This window comes from Ruminococcus sp. SR1/5, from assembly GCF_000209835.1.
GTDB classification, from domain to species: domain Bacteria; phylum Bacillota; class Clostridia; order Lachnospirales; family Lachnospiraceae; genus Blautia_A; species Blautia_A fusiformis.
In genome coordinates this window covers 926,130-944,545 of sequence record NC_021014.1, presented here as the reverse complement: position 1 = coordinate 944,545, position 18,416 = coordinate 926,130, and the positions used below count along the sequence as shown (strand labels likewise).

Sequence of the window (18,416 nt, the reverse complement as noted above, 5' to 3'; positions counted from 1 at the left end):
CATATACAGAAAAACCGTCCCGAAAAAACATTTTCCGGGACGGTACCTATCTGTTTATCAGATATCAAGAAGATCACTGTAAACTTTCAGTGCTCCGTCTGTATCATGAGCGAGAACACGTTTTGCAAGAACCTTACCAAGCTGTACACCCTCCTGGTCAAAGCTGTTCAGGTTCCATACAAAGCCCTGGAACATGATCTTGTTCTCAAAGTGTGCAAGAAGCGCACCCAGAGACTGCGGTGTAAGTTCCTCACCAACAATAATACTGGAAGGACGTCCGCCCTTGAAGTTTTTGTTCAGGTTCTCATCTTCTTTTCCACATGCAAAAGCAACGATCTGTGCTGCAACGTTTGCACAGAGCTTCTGCTGGCTTGTGCTGTTCTCGATATCAACATCAACACCAAGCTGGCTCTTCTTAAAGCCGATGAACTGAAGCGGAACAATATTGGTTCCCTGATGCAGAAGCTGGTAGAAGGAGTGCTGTCCGTTGGTTCCTGGCTCACCAAAGATCACCGGTCCGGTCACATAATCCACCGGCTCACCAAAGCGGTTTACAGATTTACCGTTAGACTCCATATCACACTGCTGAAGATGAGCAGGGAAGCGGCTTAATGCCTGTGAGTATGGTAAAACTGCAGTAGAAGGATAACCCTGTACATTTCTCTCATAAACGCCGATCAGGGCATCCAGCATATCCGGGTTCTCAAGAATGTTCTTATTTGTTGCAAGCTTATCCTCCTCGGCAGCTCCGTCAAGGATGTCTGCGAATACTTCCGGTCCGAATGCAAGGGAAAGGATCGCTCCGCCTACGCCGGAAACGGAAGAGTAACGTCCGCCGATATAGTCGTCCATGAAAATAGCGGTAAGGTACTCATCACTCTTTGCAAGAGGAGAGGTCTCACTGGTTACAGCAAGCATATGTCTGGATGGGTTCAGGCCCGCTTTTGTAAGGGCGTCTTTTACGAATGCCTCATTTGTCAGAGTTTCAAGTGTTGTACCGGATTTGGATACAACGATGAAAAGAGAGTGAGCAAGATCTACAGATGCAAGAACAGCAGCTGCATCATCCGGGTCAACGTTGCTGATGAATTTTGCTTCCATCTTGAAGGTGTTGTTTGCCTTTGCCCAGTTCTCAAGTGCGATATATAATGCACGCGGTCCCAGGTCACTTCCGCCGATACCGATCTGTACAACCGTAGTGAATTTCTCACCGGCTTCATTTGTGATCTCGCCTGCATGTACTTTGTTTGCAAAATCTGCAGCTTTCTTCTGCTGAGCTACATAGAATTCTCGCTTGTCCACACCGTCAACAACAACAGGCTCGCCAAGCTGTGTACGTGCAAGATGATGAAGGACCATACGTTTCTCGCCTGTGTTGATCACTGCGCCGTTATATAATTCCTGGAATTTTTCGATCAGTTCTGCCTCATCAGCCAGTTTGGAAAGTGCGTCAAGAACGGTCTCGTCCACTTCCTTAGCTGCGTAATTGTAAGCCAGACCTGCTGCCATCGGTACGCTGTACTTCTTTACACGTTCTGCACCCTGCTCGCCGGACATTGCTTCTGCAATGTTCACGTGATCTTTCAGACTGTTAAGTTTGCTGTAAGAAGCAAGAGTGTCCAGATTTTTCCATGTTGCCATAATCATATTCCTCCTTTAATGACTGTGATCAGAGATATCAACATAAATCCTTCGGATATCTTTTTCACAATTGTCTACAGCCAATTATACTGAAAAAAGCTCTGGATTTCAACGGAAGGAACGATTTAATTGGTGAAAATCTTGTTAAATAAGGTAAAAAATATCAGAGATAACAGGATCGTGACGGAAATATGAAGAAGTTTCCGTCAGCAGCAGGACAGGAATGGGGAAATATGATATGATAGAAAACAGATCACCCGGAGAAAAAAGCCGGGAAAATAATAAGTGATGAAGGGAATTGTTTTATGGAGGAAATGAAGAAAAAAGGAAATGTGATCGCACTGCTGCCTATCGGTGTTTTTCTGGTCCTGTATCTGGGACTGGGGATTTTGTTTGAGTATGTGATGAAGATCCCTATGGGATTTTATAATGTACCGATCGTTGTGGCTTTTCTGTCTGCGATCCTGGTGGCATGTGTTCAGAACAGAACGATCAGCTTTGACAGAAAGCTGGAGCTTATGGCAAAAGGAGTAGGAGATAAAAATATCATCACCATGCTTCTGATCTTTCTGACCGCAGGCTCTTTTGTGGGTGTTGTGGGGCGCAGCAGTGCAGAAAGTGTGGCCTACTGTATGCTTTCTCTGATACCGGCACGTTTTTCTGTTGCGGTATTGTTTGTAGTTGCCTGCTTCGTATCTGTGGCTATGGGAACTTCCGTTGGGACGATCACGCTTCTTACCCCTATTGCGGTAGCGGTTTCCAAAGCTTCCGGTTTTGATATGGCATTTTGTGTGGCATCGGTGATGGGAGGAGCCATGTTTGGTGACAACCTTTCTTTTATTTCTGATACCACGATCGCAGCCTGCAACGGTCAGGGCTGTCAGATGAAGGATAAATTCCGGGAAAACTTCTGGATTGCATTTCCGGCAGCTGTTGTTACACTGCTCCTGATCCTTATCCTGTCTTTTCAGACAGAGATTCAGGGAAGAGTGGTACAGGATTATCATCTTGTGCAGATCCTTCCGTATGTTCTGGTGCTGATTGGCGGGATTATCGGCATCAATGTATTTGTGGTACTTCTGATCGGAATTGTCTCCGGAGCATTTATTATGCTTCTTGGAGGACATATCACGCCAGTGGAGCTTCTGACAAATATTGGCTCCGGTGTTTCCGGAATGTTCGAGACCTGTATGGTGGCTATCCTTGTAGCAGCCATGTGTGCGCTGATCCGGGAGCATGGAGGCTTTGAAGCGCTGCTTTCCGGAATACAGAGAGTTTTTAAAGGGAAAAAAGGCGGACTTCTTGGTATGGGACTTCTGGTTGGAACTATGGATATCGCAACAGCCAATAATACGGTGGCCATTGTTATGGCCAACCCCATTGCAAAGGAAATGGCGCTGGAATATAAGATCACTTCCAGAAAGACAGCTTCTATCCTGGATACATTTTCCTGTATTTTCCAGGGGGTGATCCCATATGGAGCCCAGATGCTGGTTGCCATTTCTGCGGCAAAGGAACTGGGATTTGAGCTTTCTGCTTTTCAGATCATGCCGAAACTGTTTTACCCCATGCTTCTGCTTGTGAGTTCTCTGATCGCGATCTTTGGTATAAAAGGCGGGGATGATAAATGAATCAGGAAGAGATGATCCGGGATGTCCGGAAAAGACTGTTTGAAATGCAGGATACAGGATATCGGGATTTTCATGCAAGGCTGGTTCCGACTGTGGAGAAAGAAAAGATCATCGGTATCCGGACACCGATACTCCGGAAATTTGCAAAAGAATTTGGAAAAACTGAAAGATCCGAAATGTTCCTGAAGGTTCTTCCTCATCAGTATTATGAGGAAAATAATCTCCATGGCCTGCTGATCGAGCAGATCAGAGATTATGATAAATGTCTGGGAGAACTGGAGTGTTTTCTTCCGCATATTGATAACTGGGCGACCTGTGATCTGCTGACGCTCCATATGATGAAAAAACACCGTGATATATTTATCCGGGAGGTTTATCGCTGGATGGAATCGGATCAGCCCTATACTATCCGGTTCGGGATCAGTATGCTGATGCGCCATTATCTGGACGAAGGATTTAAACCGGAATATCCGGAGAAAGTGGCAGCGATCCGCTCGGAAGAATATTATGTAAATATGATGCGAGCCTGGTATTTTGCTACAGCACTGGCAAAACAGTATGAGAAGATCCTTCCATTCCTGGAAGAGCAGAGAATGGATATCTGGACTCATAACAAGACGATCCAGAAATCCATTGAAAGCTACCGGATCACACAGGAGCAGAAGGATCATCTCAGGACACTGCGGATAAAGAAATAAACAGCAGGTAAGGGTTAAAATATGAAGGCAATATCGATCTATGCACTTACAAGAAATCAGAATATGGAATGTGTCCAGAAGCTGGAACGCCAGCTTTCCAGCAGAGATTTTTTTCTCAGGATCAAAGAGTGGGAACTGGAAAGTATGAAAGCACTGGTGAAGCAACTGGAACTGCATATGGAGGAAGTGTATAAGCTGCGCTTTTTCTATTCGTTTCAGATCCCGAAGCTTGGAAAGGAGTTCGATCTTCTTCAGATCAAAGATGACCAGATCGTGAATATTGAACTGAAAAGCGGCATTGTGTCGGACGAGGCTATCCGGAGACAGCTGATCCAGAACCGGTATTATCTGTCTGTTTTTGGAAAACCGATCCTGTCGTATACCTATATCAGCAGTGAAGATCATCTGGTGAGACTGACCAATCATGATCACATTGTGGAGGGGGACTGGAAACAGCTATGTATTGCATTGGGGAAAGAAAGCCCGGACTATGAGGGAGATATCGAGGATCTGTTTCAGGCAGAGCTTTATCTGATCTCTCCGCTGACAGAACCGGAGCGTTTTCTCAAAAAAGAGTATTTCCTTACTTCCCAGCAGAGAGATATTGAACGGCAGATTCTGAAGAGAATACGTGGAGAAAGAGGAGGATATTTCTGGTTCAGCGGACTTCCAGGAACCGGAAAAACATTGTTGCTTTATGATATTGCGATGAAGTTGTCCGTGCGCCAGAGAGTCTGTATCATTCACTGTGGAGAGGCGGGAAAAGAATGGAAGATTCTTCATGAACGTCTGCGGCGGATAGATTTTCTGGCAGATACTCAGCTGGACGGAACGACGGATCTTGGCTGTTACAGCAGCATTCTGGTAGATGAAGCACATCTTCTGTCCCTGGAAAAATTATCGGTTCTGCTTACATGGAGTGAGCACAGGCCGGTGATCTTTTCCAGTGATTCCGAGGATGTGATCTCACCGGAAGAGATGGATCGTAGCATTGTGGAAAGCCTGGGAAATCTGCCGGAGATCCAGAAATTCCATCTGACAAACCGGATCCGTACCAATGCGGAACTTTCCTCTTTTATCCAGAACATGATGCACCTGCCGGAAAAAAGAAGCCCCAGATGGTATCCGCATATTGCAGTGGTGTATGCCAATAATGACCGCGAGGTGGAAAATTTTCTGAATGATTTTGCGGGACAGGGATATCAGCAGCGGATGCCAGAGGGTTCTGGACAGCTTGGTATCCAGGCAGTGAGAGATGCGGAGAAGATCGTTGTATTGCTGGATGAACAGTATTATTACGACGAAAAAGGATATTTAAGATCCAGGTGCTCTGCGGAAAAATATTCCAGTGTACGAAAACTTTTTCATCTTTTGAATCAGGCGAAAGAGAGCCTGGCTCTGGTGGTGAGAGAGAATATGGCGGTATATGAAGTGATGATGGAGATTTTGCAGATGCACAGAAACAGATAAAAACAAAAGATTAAAGACAATGGAGAGGAAGACAGAGGGATGGAAGTTTTGGAGATTGTTTTGCCTGTACTGGCGATGATCATTCTTGGAATCCTGTGCAGAAAATGGAAACTTTTAGATCAGAGTGGTGTCAATAACATGAAAACACTGGTAACAAATATTATGCTTCCTGTGGCAATTTTTCATGCACTGGCAACAGCAGAGTACAGTGGAAAGATCGGAATTCTGGTTCTGATCATGTTTGTGATGCTCTTGATTTCATTTGGGGCAGGATTCTGGATGAAAAGATTTATGGACGAGCCATATAAGAAATATCTTCCGTTTCTGATCTGTATCTATGAAGGTGGAATGATGGCTTACCCGTTGTATACAAGTCTTTGTGGCAGCGAAAATCTTTCACAGATTGCAGTGCTGGATATTGCGGGACTTCTTTTTGGATTCAGTGTGTATATGGGAATGCTGGGACAGACGGAAAACGGGGAAAAGATCAATGCAAAAAGCCTGTTTTACAGTGCATTGCGAACCCCTGCTTTTATAGGAACGGTTCTTGGAATTATTGTGGGACTGACACGAATGATCACCCGGCTTCTGGACAGTCCTTTTGGCAATTGTTATCTCAGTGTGGAGAATATTCTGACAGCGGCCATTACGCCGATTATTCTTATTGTAGTTGGGTACAGTATGGAATTTGCGCCGGAACTTATCAGCCCCTGCCTCAAAACCATATTGTTGAGAGTCCTTTTGCAGGCAGTGATGATTGCGGGAGTTCTCATGGCAGTAAAATATTTGGTAGGAAGTTCCAGGCTTCTGAACCTGGCGGTTATTACATATATGTCCTCGCCTGCTACATTCAGTATGCAGACTTTTCTGAGAAAGAAAGAGAGCAGTGCCTATGCACCCACAACAAATTCTCTGTATTGTGTGGTCTCAATCCTGGTTTATATCACACTGGCAGTGGCAGGATGATGGAACTGAAAGAAGGGATCAAATGACGACAACGACATTATGTTATATAGAAAACGATGATAAATTCCTGATGCTTCACAGAGTAAAAAACAGGATGATATGAATGAGGGCAAATGGATCGGCGTTGGCGGGCATGTGGAAAGTCAGGAAACTCCGGAAGAATGCCTTGTTCGTGAGGTGAAAGAGGAAACAGGGCTGACACTTACCTCCTATAAGTTCCGTGGCCTGGTGACATTTATAAACAGTGAATGCGAATCAGAACTTATGTGTGTGTTCACGGCCGATGAATATGCAGGAGAACTGATTGAATGTGATGAGGGAGAACTTTGCTGGGTTGACAAAGCCATGGTGCCGAATCTTCCGGCATGGGAGGGGGATCAGGTATTTCTTGATCTGCTCCTTTCAGGAGAAAAACGCTTTTTTTCTGTAAAATTGCGGTATGAAGGTGACAGACTTGTAGAGAAGAAAATTTATTTGTATTAATAGTAGATTGTTTCCATGTTTAATAAAATGATTGCACAGCAAACCGCAAGAAAAACTTCTTGATAATTTTCTGAAAAAACATGAAGCGGAATATCCGTTTCCGGAAGATGTGGAACTCATTTGTGACATTGACTATATGGGAGATGGAAAGCCCTGTCATTTCATGGATATTTACCGTCCCCGAAAAATTATGAAGGTTCTTCCCTCCTATATTTACGGGAAACACTGGAAAAAGAGTTCGTTTTATCCATATATAAATCCGGAAAACAAAGAAATTATCCGAAACCTGCCACCGTCATTTCTGGTCACAGCTTACGGAGATACTCTTCGAAATTACAGCAGACAGTATGCAAAAGCGATAAAAAAGCCGGTGTGATCTGTCATCTTGAAGATTATGAGGTGGACAAAAAACTTCCGCATGCTTTTAGTACAACTTTTCCTGAAATGGAGGAAAGTAAATGTGCAAATACGCAGATGGTGGAATTTCTTTTTAAATACTGATGAAATGCCAGGAAACCTTACTGGAGTCCGGATCCGGATTATTCTCCCTGCACAAGGATGCAATCGCCATATACAGTTAAGAACACAATTTTCTTGAAATCCTAACCATAGATGATTATAATAGGGAGAAGGTATGTCAATTTTGTGCTATTAGTGATATTTGGCATTGCATTGTATTTTAATATACAAAATGCCATTTTTCTTTACGATAAGTTCGCGAAAATCCGCAGGATATTAACTGTTTGAGGGTAATGATAACCGTTGTTGGCAAGTTGAAAAAATGTCCATTTTTGACCAAACGGGGTTTTGGGCATCATTTTATAGCAACTTTTTACACAAGAATTGGCTTACAAATATAAACATTTTTGATGTTTCACTGAATTTTATATCTTTAAATTCTTTGTGAAATATTACTAATTTTAGAAAGGGATAGAATGAGAAAATTAGCATTAAGTGATGAAATTTTGCTCAAAGTTGATAAAGCTGCCCGCTATATTGGCGGTGAAGTCAACTCCGTAATGAAAGATAAAAATGCGGTAGATATCCGTTTTGCAATGTGCTTCCCGGATGTCTACGAGATCGGCATGTCAAACCTGGGCATGATGATCCTCTATAACATGTTCAACCAGCGTGAGGATGTATGGTGTGAGCGTCTCTTTTCTCCATGGCCGGATCTGGATAAGGTGATGAGGGAGAAGAAGATTCCGTTGTTTGCACTGGAATCCCAGGAGCCCATCCGGGATTTTGATTTTCTCGGAATTACGATCGGGTACGAGATGTGCTACACCAATATCCTCCAGGTACTGGATCTCAGTGGTATTCCGCTGAAAAGCGCAGACCGTGGTGAGGATTTCCCTATTGTGATCGGTGGCGGTGCCTGTGCGTATAATCCGGAGCCGCTGGCACCTTTTTTGATATGTTTTATATCGGAGAAGGGGAAACGGTTTATGATGCACTTTTTGATGCATACAAGGCCAATAAAAAGGCTGGCGGCAGCAGGAAGGATTTCCTTCTGGCAGCAGCTAAGATTCCTGGAATTTATGTTCCGTCTCTCTATGAAGTTACCTATAAAGAAGATGGTACGATCGCATCCTTTGCACCGACGGCGGATGGTGTTCCTGAGAAGGTCCAGAAACAGCTGATCATTGATATGGAAAAGGAATATCGTGCTGTGGAGGCACCGGTCGTTCCTCACATTAAGGCAACACAGGATCGTGTAACTCTTGAGATCCAGAGAGGATGCATTCGAGGCTGTCGTTTCTGCCAGGCAGGTATGATCTATCGTCCGACCCGTGAACGTGATGTGGAGACTTTGAAGGAATCGGCGCGTATCATGCTGAAAAATACAGGACACGAAGAGATTTCCCTTAGTTCCTTAAGTTCCAGTGACTATTCCCAGTTGAAAGAACTGGTGAATTTCCTGATCGAGGAATTCCACGGAAAAGCAATCAACATTTCCCTGCCGTCTCTTCGAATTGATGCTTTTGCACTGGATGTTATGAGTAAAGTGCAGGATGTAAAGAAAAGCAGCCTGACTTTTGCTCCGGAGGCCGGTTCTCAGCGACTTCGTGACGTTATCAACAAAGGTCTGACAGAGGAAGTGATCCTCCATGGTGCGGGCGAAGCATTCAAGGGTGGCTGGAATCAGGTGAAGCTTTACTTTATGCTCGGTCTTCCCACAGAAACAGAAGACGATATGAAGGGGATTGCTCATCTGGCACAGAAGATCGCAGAGACCTATTATGAGGTGGTTCCGAAAGAACAGCGTAAAGGCAAGGTACAGATCAACGTCAGCACATCTTTCTTTGTGCCGAAGCCGTTTACCCCATTTCAGTGGGCACCAATGTATACAGAGCAGGATTTTGTGGAAAAAGCCAAGGTGGTTAAAAATGAAGTCCGCGCCCAGCTGAATCAGAGAAGTATCCGTTATAACTGGCATGAACCGGATGTAACAGCTCTGGAAGGATTTCTCGCACGCGGGGACAGACGATGCGCGGATGTGATCCTGAAGGCTTATGAAAAAGGTGCCCTTTACGATGCCTGGACAGAAAATTTTGATTATGATATCTGGAAGGAAGCTATGGCTGAATGCGGAGTGGATATGACATTCTACACACTTCGTGAAAGAAGCCTGGATGAGATCCTTCCATGGGATTTCATTGATACCGGTGTCAGCCGCAGATTCCTGGAGCGTGAATGGCAGCGTGCAAAAGAGGGTGTTGTGACGGAAAACTGCCGTCAGAAATGTTCCGCATGTGGAGCTATGAAATTTAAAGGAGGTGTCTGCCTTGAAGGTAAGAATTAAATTCAGCAAAGAGGGTCCTATGAAGTTTGTGGGACATCTGGATACCATGCGTTATTTCCAGAAAGCGCTTCGTCGTGCAGAGCTCCCGGTAGCGTTTTCCGGTGGATACAGCCCGCATATGATCATGTCTTTTGCGGTTCCGCTTGGAGTGGGGATGGAGAGTCTCGGAGATTATTTTGACCTGGAAATGGCAGAAGATATGCCTACTGCAGAGATCGCAGCCCGTCTGGAGGAACAGATGGCAGAGGGGATGCATATCGTTAGCGTCCGCAAGGTAGAGGATGGAAAAGCGGGTAAAGCGATGGCACTGGTGGCAGCAGCAGATTATCTTGTGGAATTCCGTCCGGGCAAAGAGCCTTCTATTGACTGGAAAAGCCGTGTGAAAGAATTTCTGGCACAGCCGGAGATCAAAGTGACCAAGCAGACCAAGCGCAGCGAAAAGGAAATCGATCTTCGTCCGAATATCTATAAAATGGAAGTAAGAGAGAATGGGTTCTTTTATATGCTGGCATCTGCAAGCTCTAATTATACGAAGCCGGAGATGGTAACAAACACCTTTTTCCACTGGATTGGAGAAGAACTTCCGGAATTTGCCTTCACAGTGAAACGTCTGGAAATGTATGCCGATAAAGGAGAAAATGCAAGCCCACGTTTTGTGACTCTGGAATCATTAGGTGAGGAAATTGAGTAAACTGATCATAACAAGAATGGATATCCATGGTGTGCCCTGTACAGTAGCGGCCCTTTCGGAGGAGGAACGGATCGTTGAGATCCGACTGGAATCCGATCAGGAAAAATCCATTCTTGGAAATATATATACCGGACAGGTCGAAAATATCGCATCCAATATCCAGGCGGCTTTTGTGCAGATCGAGCCTGGAAAGAGATGCTACTATTCTCTTGCAGAGGCACAGAGAGCTGTTTTTTCCGCAGGAAGAAAAGGAAACGGACCATTGCGGCCTGGAGATGAGCTCCTGGTACAGGTGAGCAGGGATGCCATGAAGGGAAAACTTCCGGCACTGACATCCAATCTGAATTTTACGGGAAGATATCTTGTTCTCACTACAGGAGATAAAAAGTTTGGTCTGTCTTCCAAGCTGGCACTGGAAGATCGCCATCGCCTCAGCGGATGGCTGAAAGAGGAAGCAGAGCGTCCGGATAAGGAATTCGGTATCATTGTCCGGACCAATGCCGCAGACGCTTCCAAAGAAGAGATCCTGAAGGAACTGGAGTGGCTGAAGGGCCGCTACCATAAAGCCGTAGTTCAGGGACGGAACCGTACCTGTTTCAGTCTTGTACTGGAGACAGAACCATTTTATGTGGCTGCTGTAAGAGATGCTTATGGCCGTGACCTGGATGAGATCATTACCGACGTGCCGGAAATCGGGGAAATGATCCGGGGATATCTGGAAGAGATCAGCCCGGAGCTTAAAGAAAAGCTTCGTTTTTATCAGGACAAACTTCTTCCGCTTTATAAGCTGTATCGTGTGGAAACTGCACTGGATGCGATCCAGAAAGAAAAAGTATGGCTGAACAGCGGCGGATTTCTGGTGATCCAGCAGACGGAGGCCTTTGTATCCATTGATGTAAATAGTGGAAAATACACCGGAAAGAAGAAAATGGAAGAAACCTTCCGCAAGATCAATCTGGAAGCGGCTGCGGAGATCGGCCGGCAGTTGCGGCTGCGTAATCTTTCAGGTATTATCCTGATCGATTTTATCAACATGGAAAATCCGGATCACAGAGATGAACTCTTTCATGTTTTACAGAAGCTTCTCAGAAAGGATCCGATAAAGAGCAGGGCCATTGATATCACACCATTGCATATCCTGGAAATGACCAGAAAGAAAGTAAGACGTCCGGTGATCGAGGACATTCGGGAGCTTACAAAAAATAATAAAAATATCAAAAAAACTATTGACATAACAGTATGTCACTGTTATGATAATCGAGTATGCCGCACAAAGAGGTTAAAGAGCTTCAGTTTCAGAACAGAAGCCACCGAATTTGGCGAGTAAATAATTAGGAGGTGCCACAGATGTACGCAATTATTGCAACAGGTGGTAAACAGTACAAGGTTGCCGAGGGTGACGTAATTAAAGTTGAAAAGCTCGGTGTAGAAGCTGGTGAAACCGTAACATTTGACAACGTGATCGCAGTCAGCAATGACGGATTAAAGGTTGGCGAGGATGTAAAAGATGCCAGTGTTACCGCTTCTGTAGTTGAAAACGGTAAGAATCGCAAGGTCATCGTTTACAAATACAAACGCAAAACTGGATATCACAAGAAAAACGGACATAGACAGCAGTACACCAAAGTTAAGATCGAAAAGATTAACGGTTAATCTGGTGTCATCATGATTACAATTAAAGTCAGAAAGAAAAACGGATCTTACGAAGAATTTATTTCGAAGGGACATGCCGGTTATGCAGAAGCCGGACAGGATATTGTCTGTGCTGCGGTATCTGCACTGATCATTACCACGGTGAATTCTCTTGAAAAATTCACAGATGATAAATTTGATGTGCAGGAAAAGGATGGATTTGTTTCCATTCATTTCAGAAATGATCTTTCTGAACGGGGGATGCTCCTTATGGATTCCTTACTTCTCGGTCTGACGGAAATTGCTGGTAGTTATAACAATCGATATTTGACAGTAAAAGTCAAGGAGGTGTAACAACAATGATGAAGATGAACCTTCAGTTATTCGCACATAAAAAGGGAGTTGGTTCTACAAAGAACGGTCGTGATTCCGAGTCTAAGAGATTAGGTGCGAAAAGAGCAGACGGACAGTTTGTAAAAGCCGGAAACATTCTTTACAGACAGCGCGGAACCAAGATTCACCCAGGTGAAAACGTAGGCTGCGGTAAAGACTATACTTTATTTGCACTTACAGACGGAGTCGTAAGATTCACAAGAAAAGGTCGCGATAAGAAACAGGTTTCTATCGTTCCTGTAGACGCAGAGTAATGAAATAGGTAAAAGGCTTCAAATCGATCCGGTTTGGAGCCTTTTTTGGAATAGAGGTGTAATATGTTTGCAGATAGAGCAAGGATCATTATCCGCTCCGGTAAAGGCGGCGACGGACATGTAAGCTTCCGACGTGAGCTGTATGTACCCAATGGCGGGCCGGATGGCGGCGATGGTGGCCGTGGCGGTGATGTGATTTTTGAGATCGACGAGGGCCAGAATACTCTCGGAGACTACAGACACAGAAGAAAATATAAAGCTGAGGATGGCCAGGAAGGCGGTAAAAAACGCTGCCATGGTGCAGACGGTAAGGATGTGGTCCTGAAGGTTCCGGAAGGTACGGTGATCATGGATGCGGAATCCGGCAAGGTCATCGCGGATATGTCCGGTGAGAATCGCAGACAGGTCGTATTAAAAGGCGGTCGTGGTGGAAAAGGCAATCAGCACTATGCAACAGCTACCATGCAGGTACCGAAATATGCCCAGCCTGGACAGCCGGCTCAGGAGCTTGAGGTTCTCCTTGAGCTTAAAGTGATCGCAGATGTCGGTCTGGTAGGATTTCCGAATGTTGGTAAATCTACTTTCCTTTCCCGTGTAACAAATGCACAGCCGAAGATCGCCAACTATCATTTTACAACATTGAGCCCTAATCTTGGAGTTGTAGATACTGATAACGGCGGCTTTGTTATCGCTGATATTCCGGGACTGATCGAGGGTGCATCAGAAGGTGTGGGACTTGGACATGAATTCCTCCGTCATATTGAGCGTACACGAGTTATCATCCACATTGTAGATGCCGCTTCCGTAGAAGGTCGTGATCCAGTGGAGGATATCCACAAGATCAATAAAGAACTGGAGGTCTACAATCCGGAAATTGCAGCAAGACCGCAGGTGATCGCAGCCAACAAGATTGACTGTATTTTTGATGATGGCGAAGAAAGCCCTATTGATCAACTGAAAGCAGAATTTGAGCCACAGGGTATTTCGGTTTATCCAATTTCAGCCGTTACCGGGCAGGGTGTCAGAGAACTCCTTTTCCATGTGAAAGAGCTTCTGGATAAGAGCCCGATGAAACCGGTAGTGTTTGAACAGGAATTCTTCCCGGAAGATGTTCTTGTAAATGAAAATCTTCCGTTTACTGTGGAGCGCAGCGAGGAAGATCCGGAAGTATTCCTTGTGGAAGGTCCTAAGATTGAAAAAATGCTTGGCTATACAAATCTGGATTCTGAGAAGGGATTTGCCTTCTTCCAGAAATTCCTGAAAGAGGGCGGTATCCTGGAGGAACTGGAAAAAGCCGGTATCCAGGAAGGCGATACGGTTCGTATGTATGGCTTTGATTTTGATTATTATAAATAAGAGGTATGACAATGACAAGTAAGCAGAGAGCATATTTAAAAGGCCTTGCCATGACAATGGATCCGATCCTTCAGCTTGGCAAGGGTGGTCTTACTCCTGAAAATACCGCTGCTGTTGAGGAAGCTCTTGCAGCAAGAGAGCTGATCAAGATCAGCGTTCTTCAGAACTGTCTGGAGGATCCACGTGAAATGGCACAGGTTCTTGCAGAGAGAACAAGATCTCAGGTAGTACAGGTGATCGGTAAAAAGATCGTTCTCTACAGAGAAGGTAAAAAGGACAAGAAAAAATCATTCTTCCGTAATCTCGGGAGGTTATAAATGAGCAAAGCAACAAAAAAATAGGAATCATGGGTGGTACTTTTGATCCCATTCATATGGGGCATTTGATCCTGGGAGAAAAAGCCTATGAACAGCTTGAGCTTGATAAAGTTTTGTTCATGCCCTGCGGAAATCCACCTCATAAACGGAACCGTAAGGGCAGAGCGACTGATGAACAGCGTGCGGAAATGGTCCGTCTTGCCATAGAGGATAATCCTCACTTTGAGCTGTCTCTGATCGAGATGCATGAGGAAGGCTATACGTATACTTACCGGACTCTGGAACAGCTGAATAAAGCGAATCCGGACACAGAGTATTATTTTATCATCGGTGCAGATTCGCTTTTTAATTTTGATACCTGGATGGAACCGGAACGCATTTGTCAGGAAGCAGTACTGGTAGTGGCAACCAGAGATCATACTCCATTGAAGGAACTTGATCAGCAGATGCAACTTCTGTCACAGAAGTATAACGGGAATTTTATTCGACTGGATACCATGAATATTGATGTTTCCAGTGAGCTGCTCCGTTCCTGGCATGAAAGCGGGCAGAGTCTCCGCTATTATGTTCCCAAGCCTGTGATTTCCTATATTGAGAAAAACGATATCTATAAAGGAAATGATTCAGATGGGAAAATATGATTTTATCAAGATAAAAAAGAAACTTTCCAAATATCTGGATGAGGCCAGATTTGAGCATACAATGGGGGTTATGTACACTTGTGCTGCGCTTGCCATGGTTTATGATTATGATCTGGAGGATGCACAGGCTGCAGGACTTCTTCATGACAGTGCAAAGTGTATTCCTAATAAAAAGAAACTGAAGCTGTGCAGCCAGCATGATATTCCGGTATCAGATTTTGAAAAGGATCATCCGTTTCTTCTTCATGCCAAACTGGGGGCTTATGTGGCCAGCAGTAAATATGATATTAAAGACGAAGAGATCCTGACAGCGATCACTTATCATACAACAGGAAGACCGGGAATGAGCCTTCTTGAGAAGATCGTATATATTTCAGACTATATTGAACCAATGCGTGACAAAGCTCCGAATCTTGCGAAGGTGCGAAAGATTGCTTTTGAAGATCTGGATGAGTGTATGTATGAGATTTTAAAGGATACACTGGAATATCTGGAGGAAAATCCCAAGGAAATCGACAGTACGACCAGGGATGCTTATGTTTATTATAAAGAACTCCATGACAGAAAAATGCAGGATGCAGCCAACAGACAGGAGGATTAAAATTCTATGAGTATCGAAAAAGAGATGGTCCGGATCGCCTGCAAGGCACTGGATGATAAAAAAGCAAAGGATATCAAGATCATTGATATCCATGAGGTTTCCGTGATCGCAGATTATTTTGTGATCGCAAGTGCTTCCAACCAGAATCAGGTACAGGCAATGGTTGACAATGCAGATGAAATGCTTGGCCGTGCCGGATATGAAGCAAAACAGATCGAGGGAACCAGAAACTCCAGCTGGGTCCTCATGGATTACGGTGATATGATCATCCATATCTTTGATGAGGAAAACAGACTTTTCTACGATCTTGAGAGGATCTGGAGAGACGGCAAGATTCTTGATGCGGAAGAATTTCTTGGTGAGAATGAGTAAAATTTGTTGTATTAGTTTACTGTAAAAATATTATGTGAACTAAATAAGAAGAAATCAAAAAGCAGAAGTTTTCTGTTGAAAAAGAAAAGAGAGATATCTTTGTGGGGCTGTACAGCTACCTTAAAGATATCTCTCTTTTTAGATCACATTACATTGGGTGGGATCTGTTGTTTATATTTTTATGAAAAGAAACGAAATACACCAAATACTTTGCCGAGGATCTGCAGATTACCGGTGATGATGATCGGTTCCATATTGTCGTTCTCCGGCTGAAGTCGATAATAACCATTTTCTTTGTAGAAAGTCTTAACTGTTGCAGAATCATCGATCAGAGCAACTACCATGTCGCCGTTTTCTGCTGTTGCCTGCTGCTTTACAAGAACCTGATCTCCATCAAAAATACCTGCATTGATCATACTGTCGCCTTTGACAGTCAGCATGAAACTTTGTTCATTGGGCATATATTCAGCCGGGATCGGAAAGTAAGCATCGATATTTTCCACTGCCAGGATCGGCTGTCCGGCAGCAACAGTGCCTACAAGAGGAACATTGACAACCTCGCGGCGGACCAGATTAAAATTATCATCAATGATCTCGATCGCACGGGGCTTGGTGGCATCTCTGCGGATATATCCGTTTTTTTCCAGAGCTTCCAGATGGGAGTGAACGGAAGATGTGGATTTCAGGTTTACTGCTTCACAGATTTCACGGACGGAGGGCGGAAAACCTCTGTTAAGGATCTCATTTTTCATATAATCCAGTATTTCCTGCTGCTTTTTACTGATTCTGCCATATGTCATGTGTACTTACCTCCCTGGGTTGATTTTATCTGCTGTCGACCATAATATGACAGCATCACGAAATTATATTTTGAATAGTATAACATACTTTTGAAAAAATGGCAAACGGATATTCGGAAAGTATGTTCGCACGTTTTAAAGCTTGTATTCATTTAAATAAAATGTTACAATAAAACGAACTTTAAGAGATGAACGATGTAAAGGAGGCATTCATTTGCCGGATAATAAAGTACATTCCGGAAAAACTCCGGGATTCTTAGCAAAGCTTCGTAAAATTTTTGGTCTGAACATTGGAACTGTAATGTTCGGAGCAATTTTTATCTATATGATCTTTAGTGTGATTCTTTATCTTACAGCTTCTCATATGGAATCTTATCAGGTTCCCTCCGGTCCGTTATCCATGAATGAGACATACACAGGGCTGGCGATCATGACAGAGAACGTAGTGCAGGCAGATGCGGGCGGTTACGTTACATATTACGCAAGGGAAGGTACCAAGATCAATGCCAACGGTGCTGTCTACAGCCTGAACAGTTCAAGATCTGCAGACAATGTAACCTCTCTGAGCAGAGAGGAGCTGGCGGATATACGCAGTAATATGCAAAGCTTTTCCAAAGGATTTGATCCCAGCAAATTCAACAGTGCCTATAGTTTTAAATATCAGCTCAATGGAAGCATCCTTCAGTATGCTTCAGACAGTTCGGGAGCTTCTTCTGCAAGCACGACGTCTGAAGATGGAGAGGAAGCCACAGTTACAACTATAGTTTCCAGTGATCCAAATATCCGCCGTGCGCAGACAGACGGGATCATCCTGTATTCTACAGATGGCTACGAAACCAAAACCGTTGATAATGTCACAGCTGCTGATTTTGATCAGAATTCCTATCAGGAAACGGATCTGAAAACAGATGGACAGATAAAGGCCGGAGATGATATTTATACGATCATTACAGATGAACGCTGGAGTCTTTTGATCCCTTTAAGTGAGAAGCAGGCTGCTAATCTGAAGGAGCGTACATCGATCCGCGTCAAGTTCCTGAAAGATGATCTGACGCAGACAGGAGACTTTTCAATCATGGAGATCGATGGGGCTAAATACGGTAAGATTGATTTTAATAAAGGACTGATCCGATATGCGTCAGACCGGTTTCTGGAAATAGAACTTGTCACGAACAATGTGACAGGTTTAAAGATCCCGTTATCTTCTATCGTAACGAAGGAGTTTTATGCAATACCTTCCAAATATCTTACGACGGATGATGAAACACAGCAATCCGGATTTATGCTTTCCGGCAGAAATAAAAAAGGCGACAGTACGACAACCTTTGTCAGTGCCGGTATCTATGGCCGTGATGAGATCACAGACAAAGAAACACAGGAAACAAGCTATATTTATTACGTAGACAAGAATAAATTTAAAGAAGGCGATGCTCTTGTTGAGCCGGATAGTGGAGAGAAGTTTATCATCGGAGATACAGAAGTTCTGGAGGGAGTTTTCTGTGTCAATCAGGGATATGCGGTATTCCGCCGGATCGAGATCCTGGATGAAAATGAGGAATATGCGGTTGTATCAAAGGAAACCTATAATGGGCTTGTCCGATATGACCGTATTGTGAAAAATGCAGATAAAGTAAGTGAACAGGATATACTTTACTGATTAAAGG

The 18,416-nt window shown here is 44.1% G+C and carries 20 protein-coding genes and 1 pseudogene; 19 read left to right on the top strand and 2 right to left on the bottom strand.

The genetic code is table 11. The features are described 5' to 3' along the window. Positions 1 to 57: 57 nt before the first annotated feature. The gene (locus CK1_RS04900; protein WP_015525179.1) at positions 58 to 1,641 is read right to left on the bottom strand and encodes a glucose-6-phosphate isomerase; all 1,584 of its coding nucleotides are present in this window, start codon (positions 1,639 to 1,641) and stop codon (positions 58 to 60) included. A gap of 305 nt (positions 1,642 to 1,946) precedes the next feature. Here CK1_RS04900 and CK1_RS04895 point away from each other — a divergent pair, with 305 nt between their 5' ends. From CK1_RS04895 to rsfS, 18 genes and pseudogenes are all read left to right on the top strand, one after another. Further along, complete coding sequence (locus CK1_RS04895; protein WP_015525177.1) at positions 1,947 to 3,272, top strand: Na+/H+ antiporter NhaC family protein; 1,326 nt, start codon at positions 1,947 to 1,949, stop codon at positions 3,270 to 3,272. Next, positions 3,269 to 3,970 (top strand): DNA alkylation repair protein, encoded by a 702-nt coding sequence (locus CK1_RS04890; protein ID WP_015525176.1) that lies wholly within the window; start codon positions 3,269 to 3,271, stop codon positions 3,968 to 3,970. Before CK1_RS04895 ends, CK1_RS04890 begins: the two co-directional genes overlap by 4 nt. A gap of 21 nt (positions 3,971 to 3,991) precedes the next feature. Beyond that, on the top strand, positions 3,992 to 5,440 hold the full coding sequence (locus CK1_RS04885; protein WP_015525175.1) for a P-loop NTPase family protein: 1,449 nt from the start codon (positions 3,992 to 3,994) through the stop codon (positions 5,438 to 5,440). A gap of 39 nt (positions 5,441 to 5,479) precedes the next feature. Continuing rightward, entirely contained in the window at positions 5,480 to 6,406 is a 927-nt protein-coding gene (locus tag CK1_RS04880; protein ID WP_015525174.1) for an AEC family transporter, read from the top strand. A gap of 99 nt (positions 6,407 to 6,505) precedes the next feature. After that, a complete protein-coding gene (locus tag CK1_RS04875) occupies positions 6,506 to 6,889 on the top strand; it encodes an NUDIX hydrolase (RefSeq protein ID WP_015525173.1) in 384 nt (127 codons plus the stop codon). A gap of 109 nt (positions 6,890 to 6,998) precedes the next feature. After that, a complete protein-coding gene (locus CK1_RS04870) occupies positions 6,999 to 7,265 on the top strand; it encodes a hypothetical protein (RefSeq protein WP_306288774.1) in 267 nt (88 codons plus the stop codon). 559 nt (positions 7,266 to 7,824) lie between these two features. Beyond that, positions 7,825 to 8,358 (top strand): annotated as a pseudogene (locus CK1_RS18035) (B12-binding domain-containing radical SAM protein); the annotation flags it as partial. Continuing rightward, the gene (locus CK1_RS04860) at positions 8,307 to 9,695 is read left to right on the top strand and encodes a TIGR03960 family B12-binding radical SAM protein (protein WP_306288773.1); all 1,389 of its coding nucleotides are present in this window, start codon (positions 8,307 to 8,309) and stop codon (positions 9,693 to 9,695) included. The pseudogene CK1_RS18035 and the gene CK1_RS04860, both read left to right, overlap by 52 nt. Next, entirely contained in the window at positions 9,670 to 10,386 is a 717-nt protein-coding gene (locus tag CK1_RS04855) for a TIGR03936 family radical SAM-associated protein (protein ID WP_334292737.1), read from the top strand. The genes CK1_RS04860 and CK1_RS04855 overlap by 26 nt, the downstream gene beginning before the upstream one ends. Next, positions 10,379 to 11,713 carry a ribonuclease E/G gene (locus CK1_RS04850; RefSeq protein WP_353611127.1) on the top strand — a complete coding sequence of 445 codons (1,335 nt, stop codon included), beginning with the start codon at positions 10,379 to 10,381 and terminating at the stop codon, positions 11,711 to 11,713. The genes CK1_RS04855 and CK1_RS04850 overlap by 8 nt, the downstream gene beginning before the upstream one ends. Before the next feature lie 20 nt (positions 11,714 to 11,733). Beyond that, a complete protein-coding gene (gene rplU / locus CK1_RS04845) occupies positions 11,734 to 12,039 on the top strand; it encodes a 50S ribosomal protein L21 (RefSeq protein WP_015525170.1) in 306 nt (101 codons plus the stop codon). A gap of 12 nt (positions 12,040 to 12,051) precedes the next feature. Beyond that, complete coding sequence (locus tag CK1_RS04840) at positions 12,052 to 12,372, top strand: ribosomal-processing cysteine protease Prp (RefSeq protein WP_015525169.1); 321 nt, start codon at positions 12,052 to 12,054, stop codon at positions 12,370 to 12,372. Between the two features lie 5 nt (positions 12,373 to 12,377). Then, positions 12,378 to 12,665 (top strand): 50S ribosomal protein L27, encoded by a 288-nt coding sequence (gene rpmA / locus CK1_RS04835; protein ID WP_015525168.1) that lies wholly within the window; start codon positions 12,378 to 12,380, stop codon positions 12,663 to 12,665. A 63-nt stretch (positions 12,666 to 12,728) separates the two neighbouring features. Then, positions 12,729 to 14,021, top strand: a complete 1,293-nt coding sequence (obgE, locus tag CK1_RS04830; RefSeq protein WP_015525167.1) for a GTPase ObgE — start codon at positions 12,729 to 12,731, stop codon at positions 14,019 to 14,021. An 11-nt stretch (positions 14,022 to 14,032) separates the two neighbouring features. Beyond that, on the top strand, positions 14,033 to 14,338 hold the full coding sequence (gene yhbY, locus CK1_RS04825; RefSeq protein WP_015525166.1) for a ribosome assembly RNA-binding protein YhbY: 306 nt from the start codon (positions 14,033 to 14,035) through the stop codon (positions 14,336 to 14,338). After that, entirely contained in the window at positions 14,335 to 14,979 is a 645-nt protein-coding gene (gene nadD, locus CK1_RS04820; protein ID WP_306289070.1) for a nicotinate-nucleotide adenylyltransferase, read from the top strand. Before yhbY ends, nadD begins: the two co-directional genes overlap by 4 nt. Further along, positions 14,966 to 15,580, top strand: a complete 615-nt coding sequence (yqeK, locus tag CK1_RS04815) for a bis(5'-nucleosyl)-tetraphosphatase (symmetrical) YqeK (protein WP_015525164.1) — start codon at positions 14,966 to 14,968, stop codon at positions 15,578 to 15,580. The genes nadD and yqeK overlap by 14 nt, the downstream gene beginning before the upstream one ends. A 6-nt stretch (positions 15,581 to 15,586) precedes the next feature. Continuing rightward, positions 15,587 to 15,952 (top strand): ribosome silencing factor, encoded by a 366-nt coding sequence (gene rsfS, locus CK1_RS04810; RefSeq protein WP_015525163.1) that lies wholly within the window; start codon positions 15,587 to 15,589, stop codon positions 15,950 to 15,952. Between the two features lie 179 nt (positions 15,953 to 16,131). On the opposite strand, the gene lexA is transcribed toward rsfS, so the two are convergent. Beyond that, positions 16,132 to 16,752 carry a transcriptional repressor LexA gene (gene lexA, locus CK1_RS04805; RefSeq protein ID WP_015525162.1) on the bottom strand — a complete coding sequence of 207 codons (621 nt, stop codon included), beginning with the start codon at positions 16,750 to 16,752 and terminating at the stop codon, positions 16,132 to 16,134. A gap of 214 nt (positions 16,753 to 16,966) precedes the next feature. On the opposite strand from lexA, the gene CK1_RS04800 reads away from it, so the two are divergent. After that, positions 16,967 to 18,409 carry a biotin/lipoyl attachment domain-containing protein gene (locus CK1_RS04800; RefSeq protein WP_114001608.1) on the top strand — a complete coding sequence of 481 codons (1,443 nt, stop codon included), beginning with the start codon at positions 16,967 to 16,969 and terminating at the stop codon, positions 18,407 to 18,409. Positions 18,410 to 18,416: the final 7 nt, after the last annotated feature.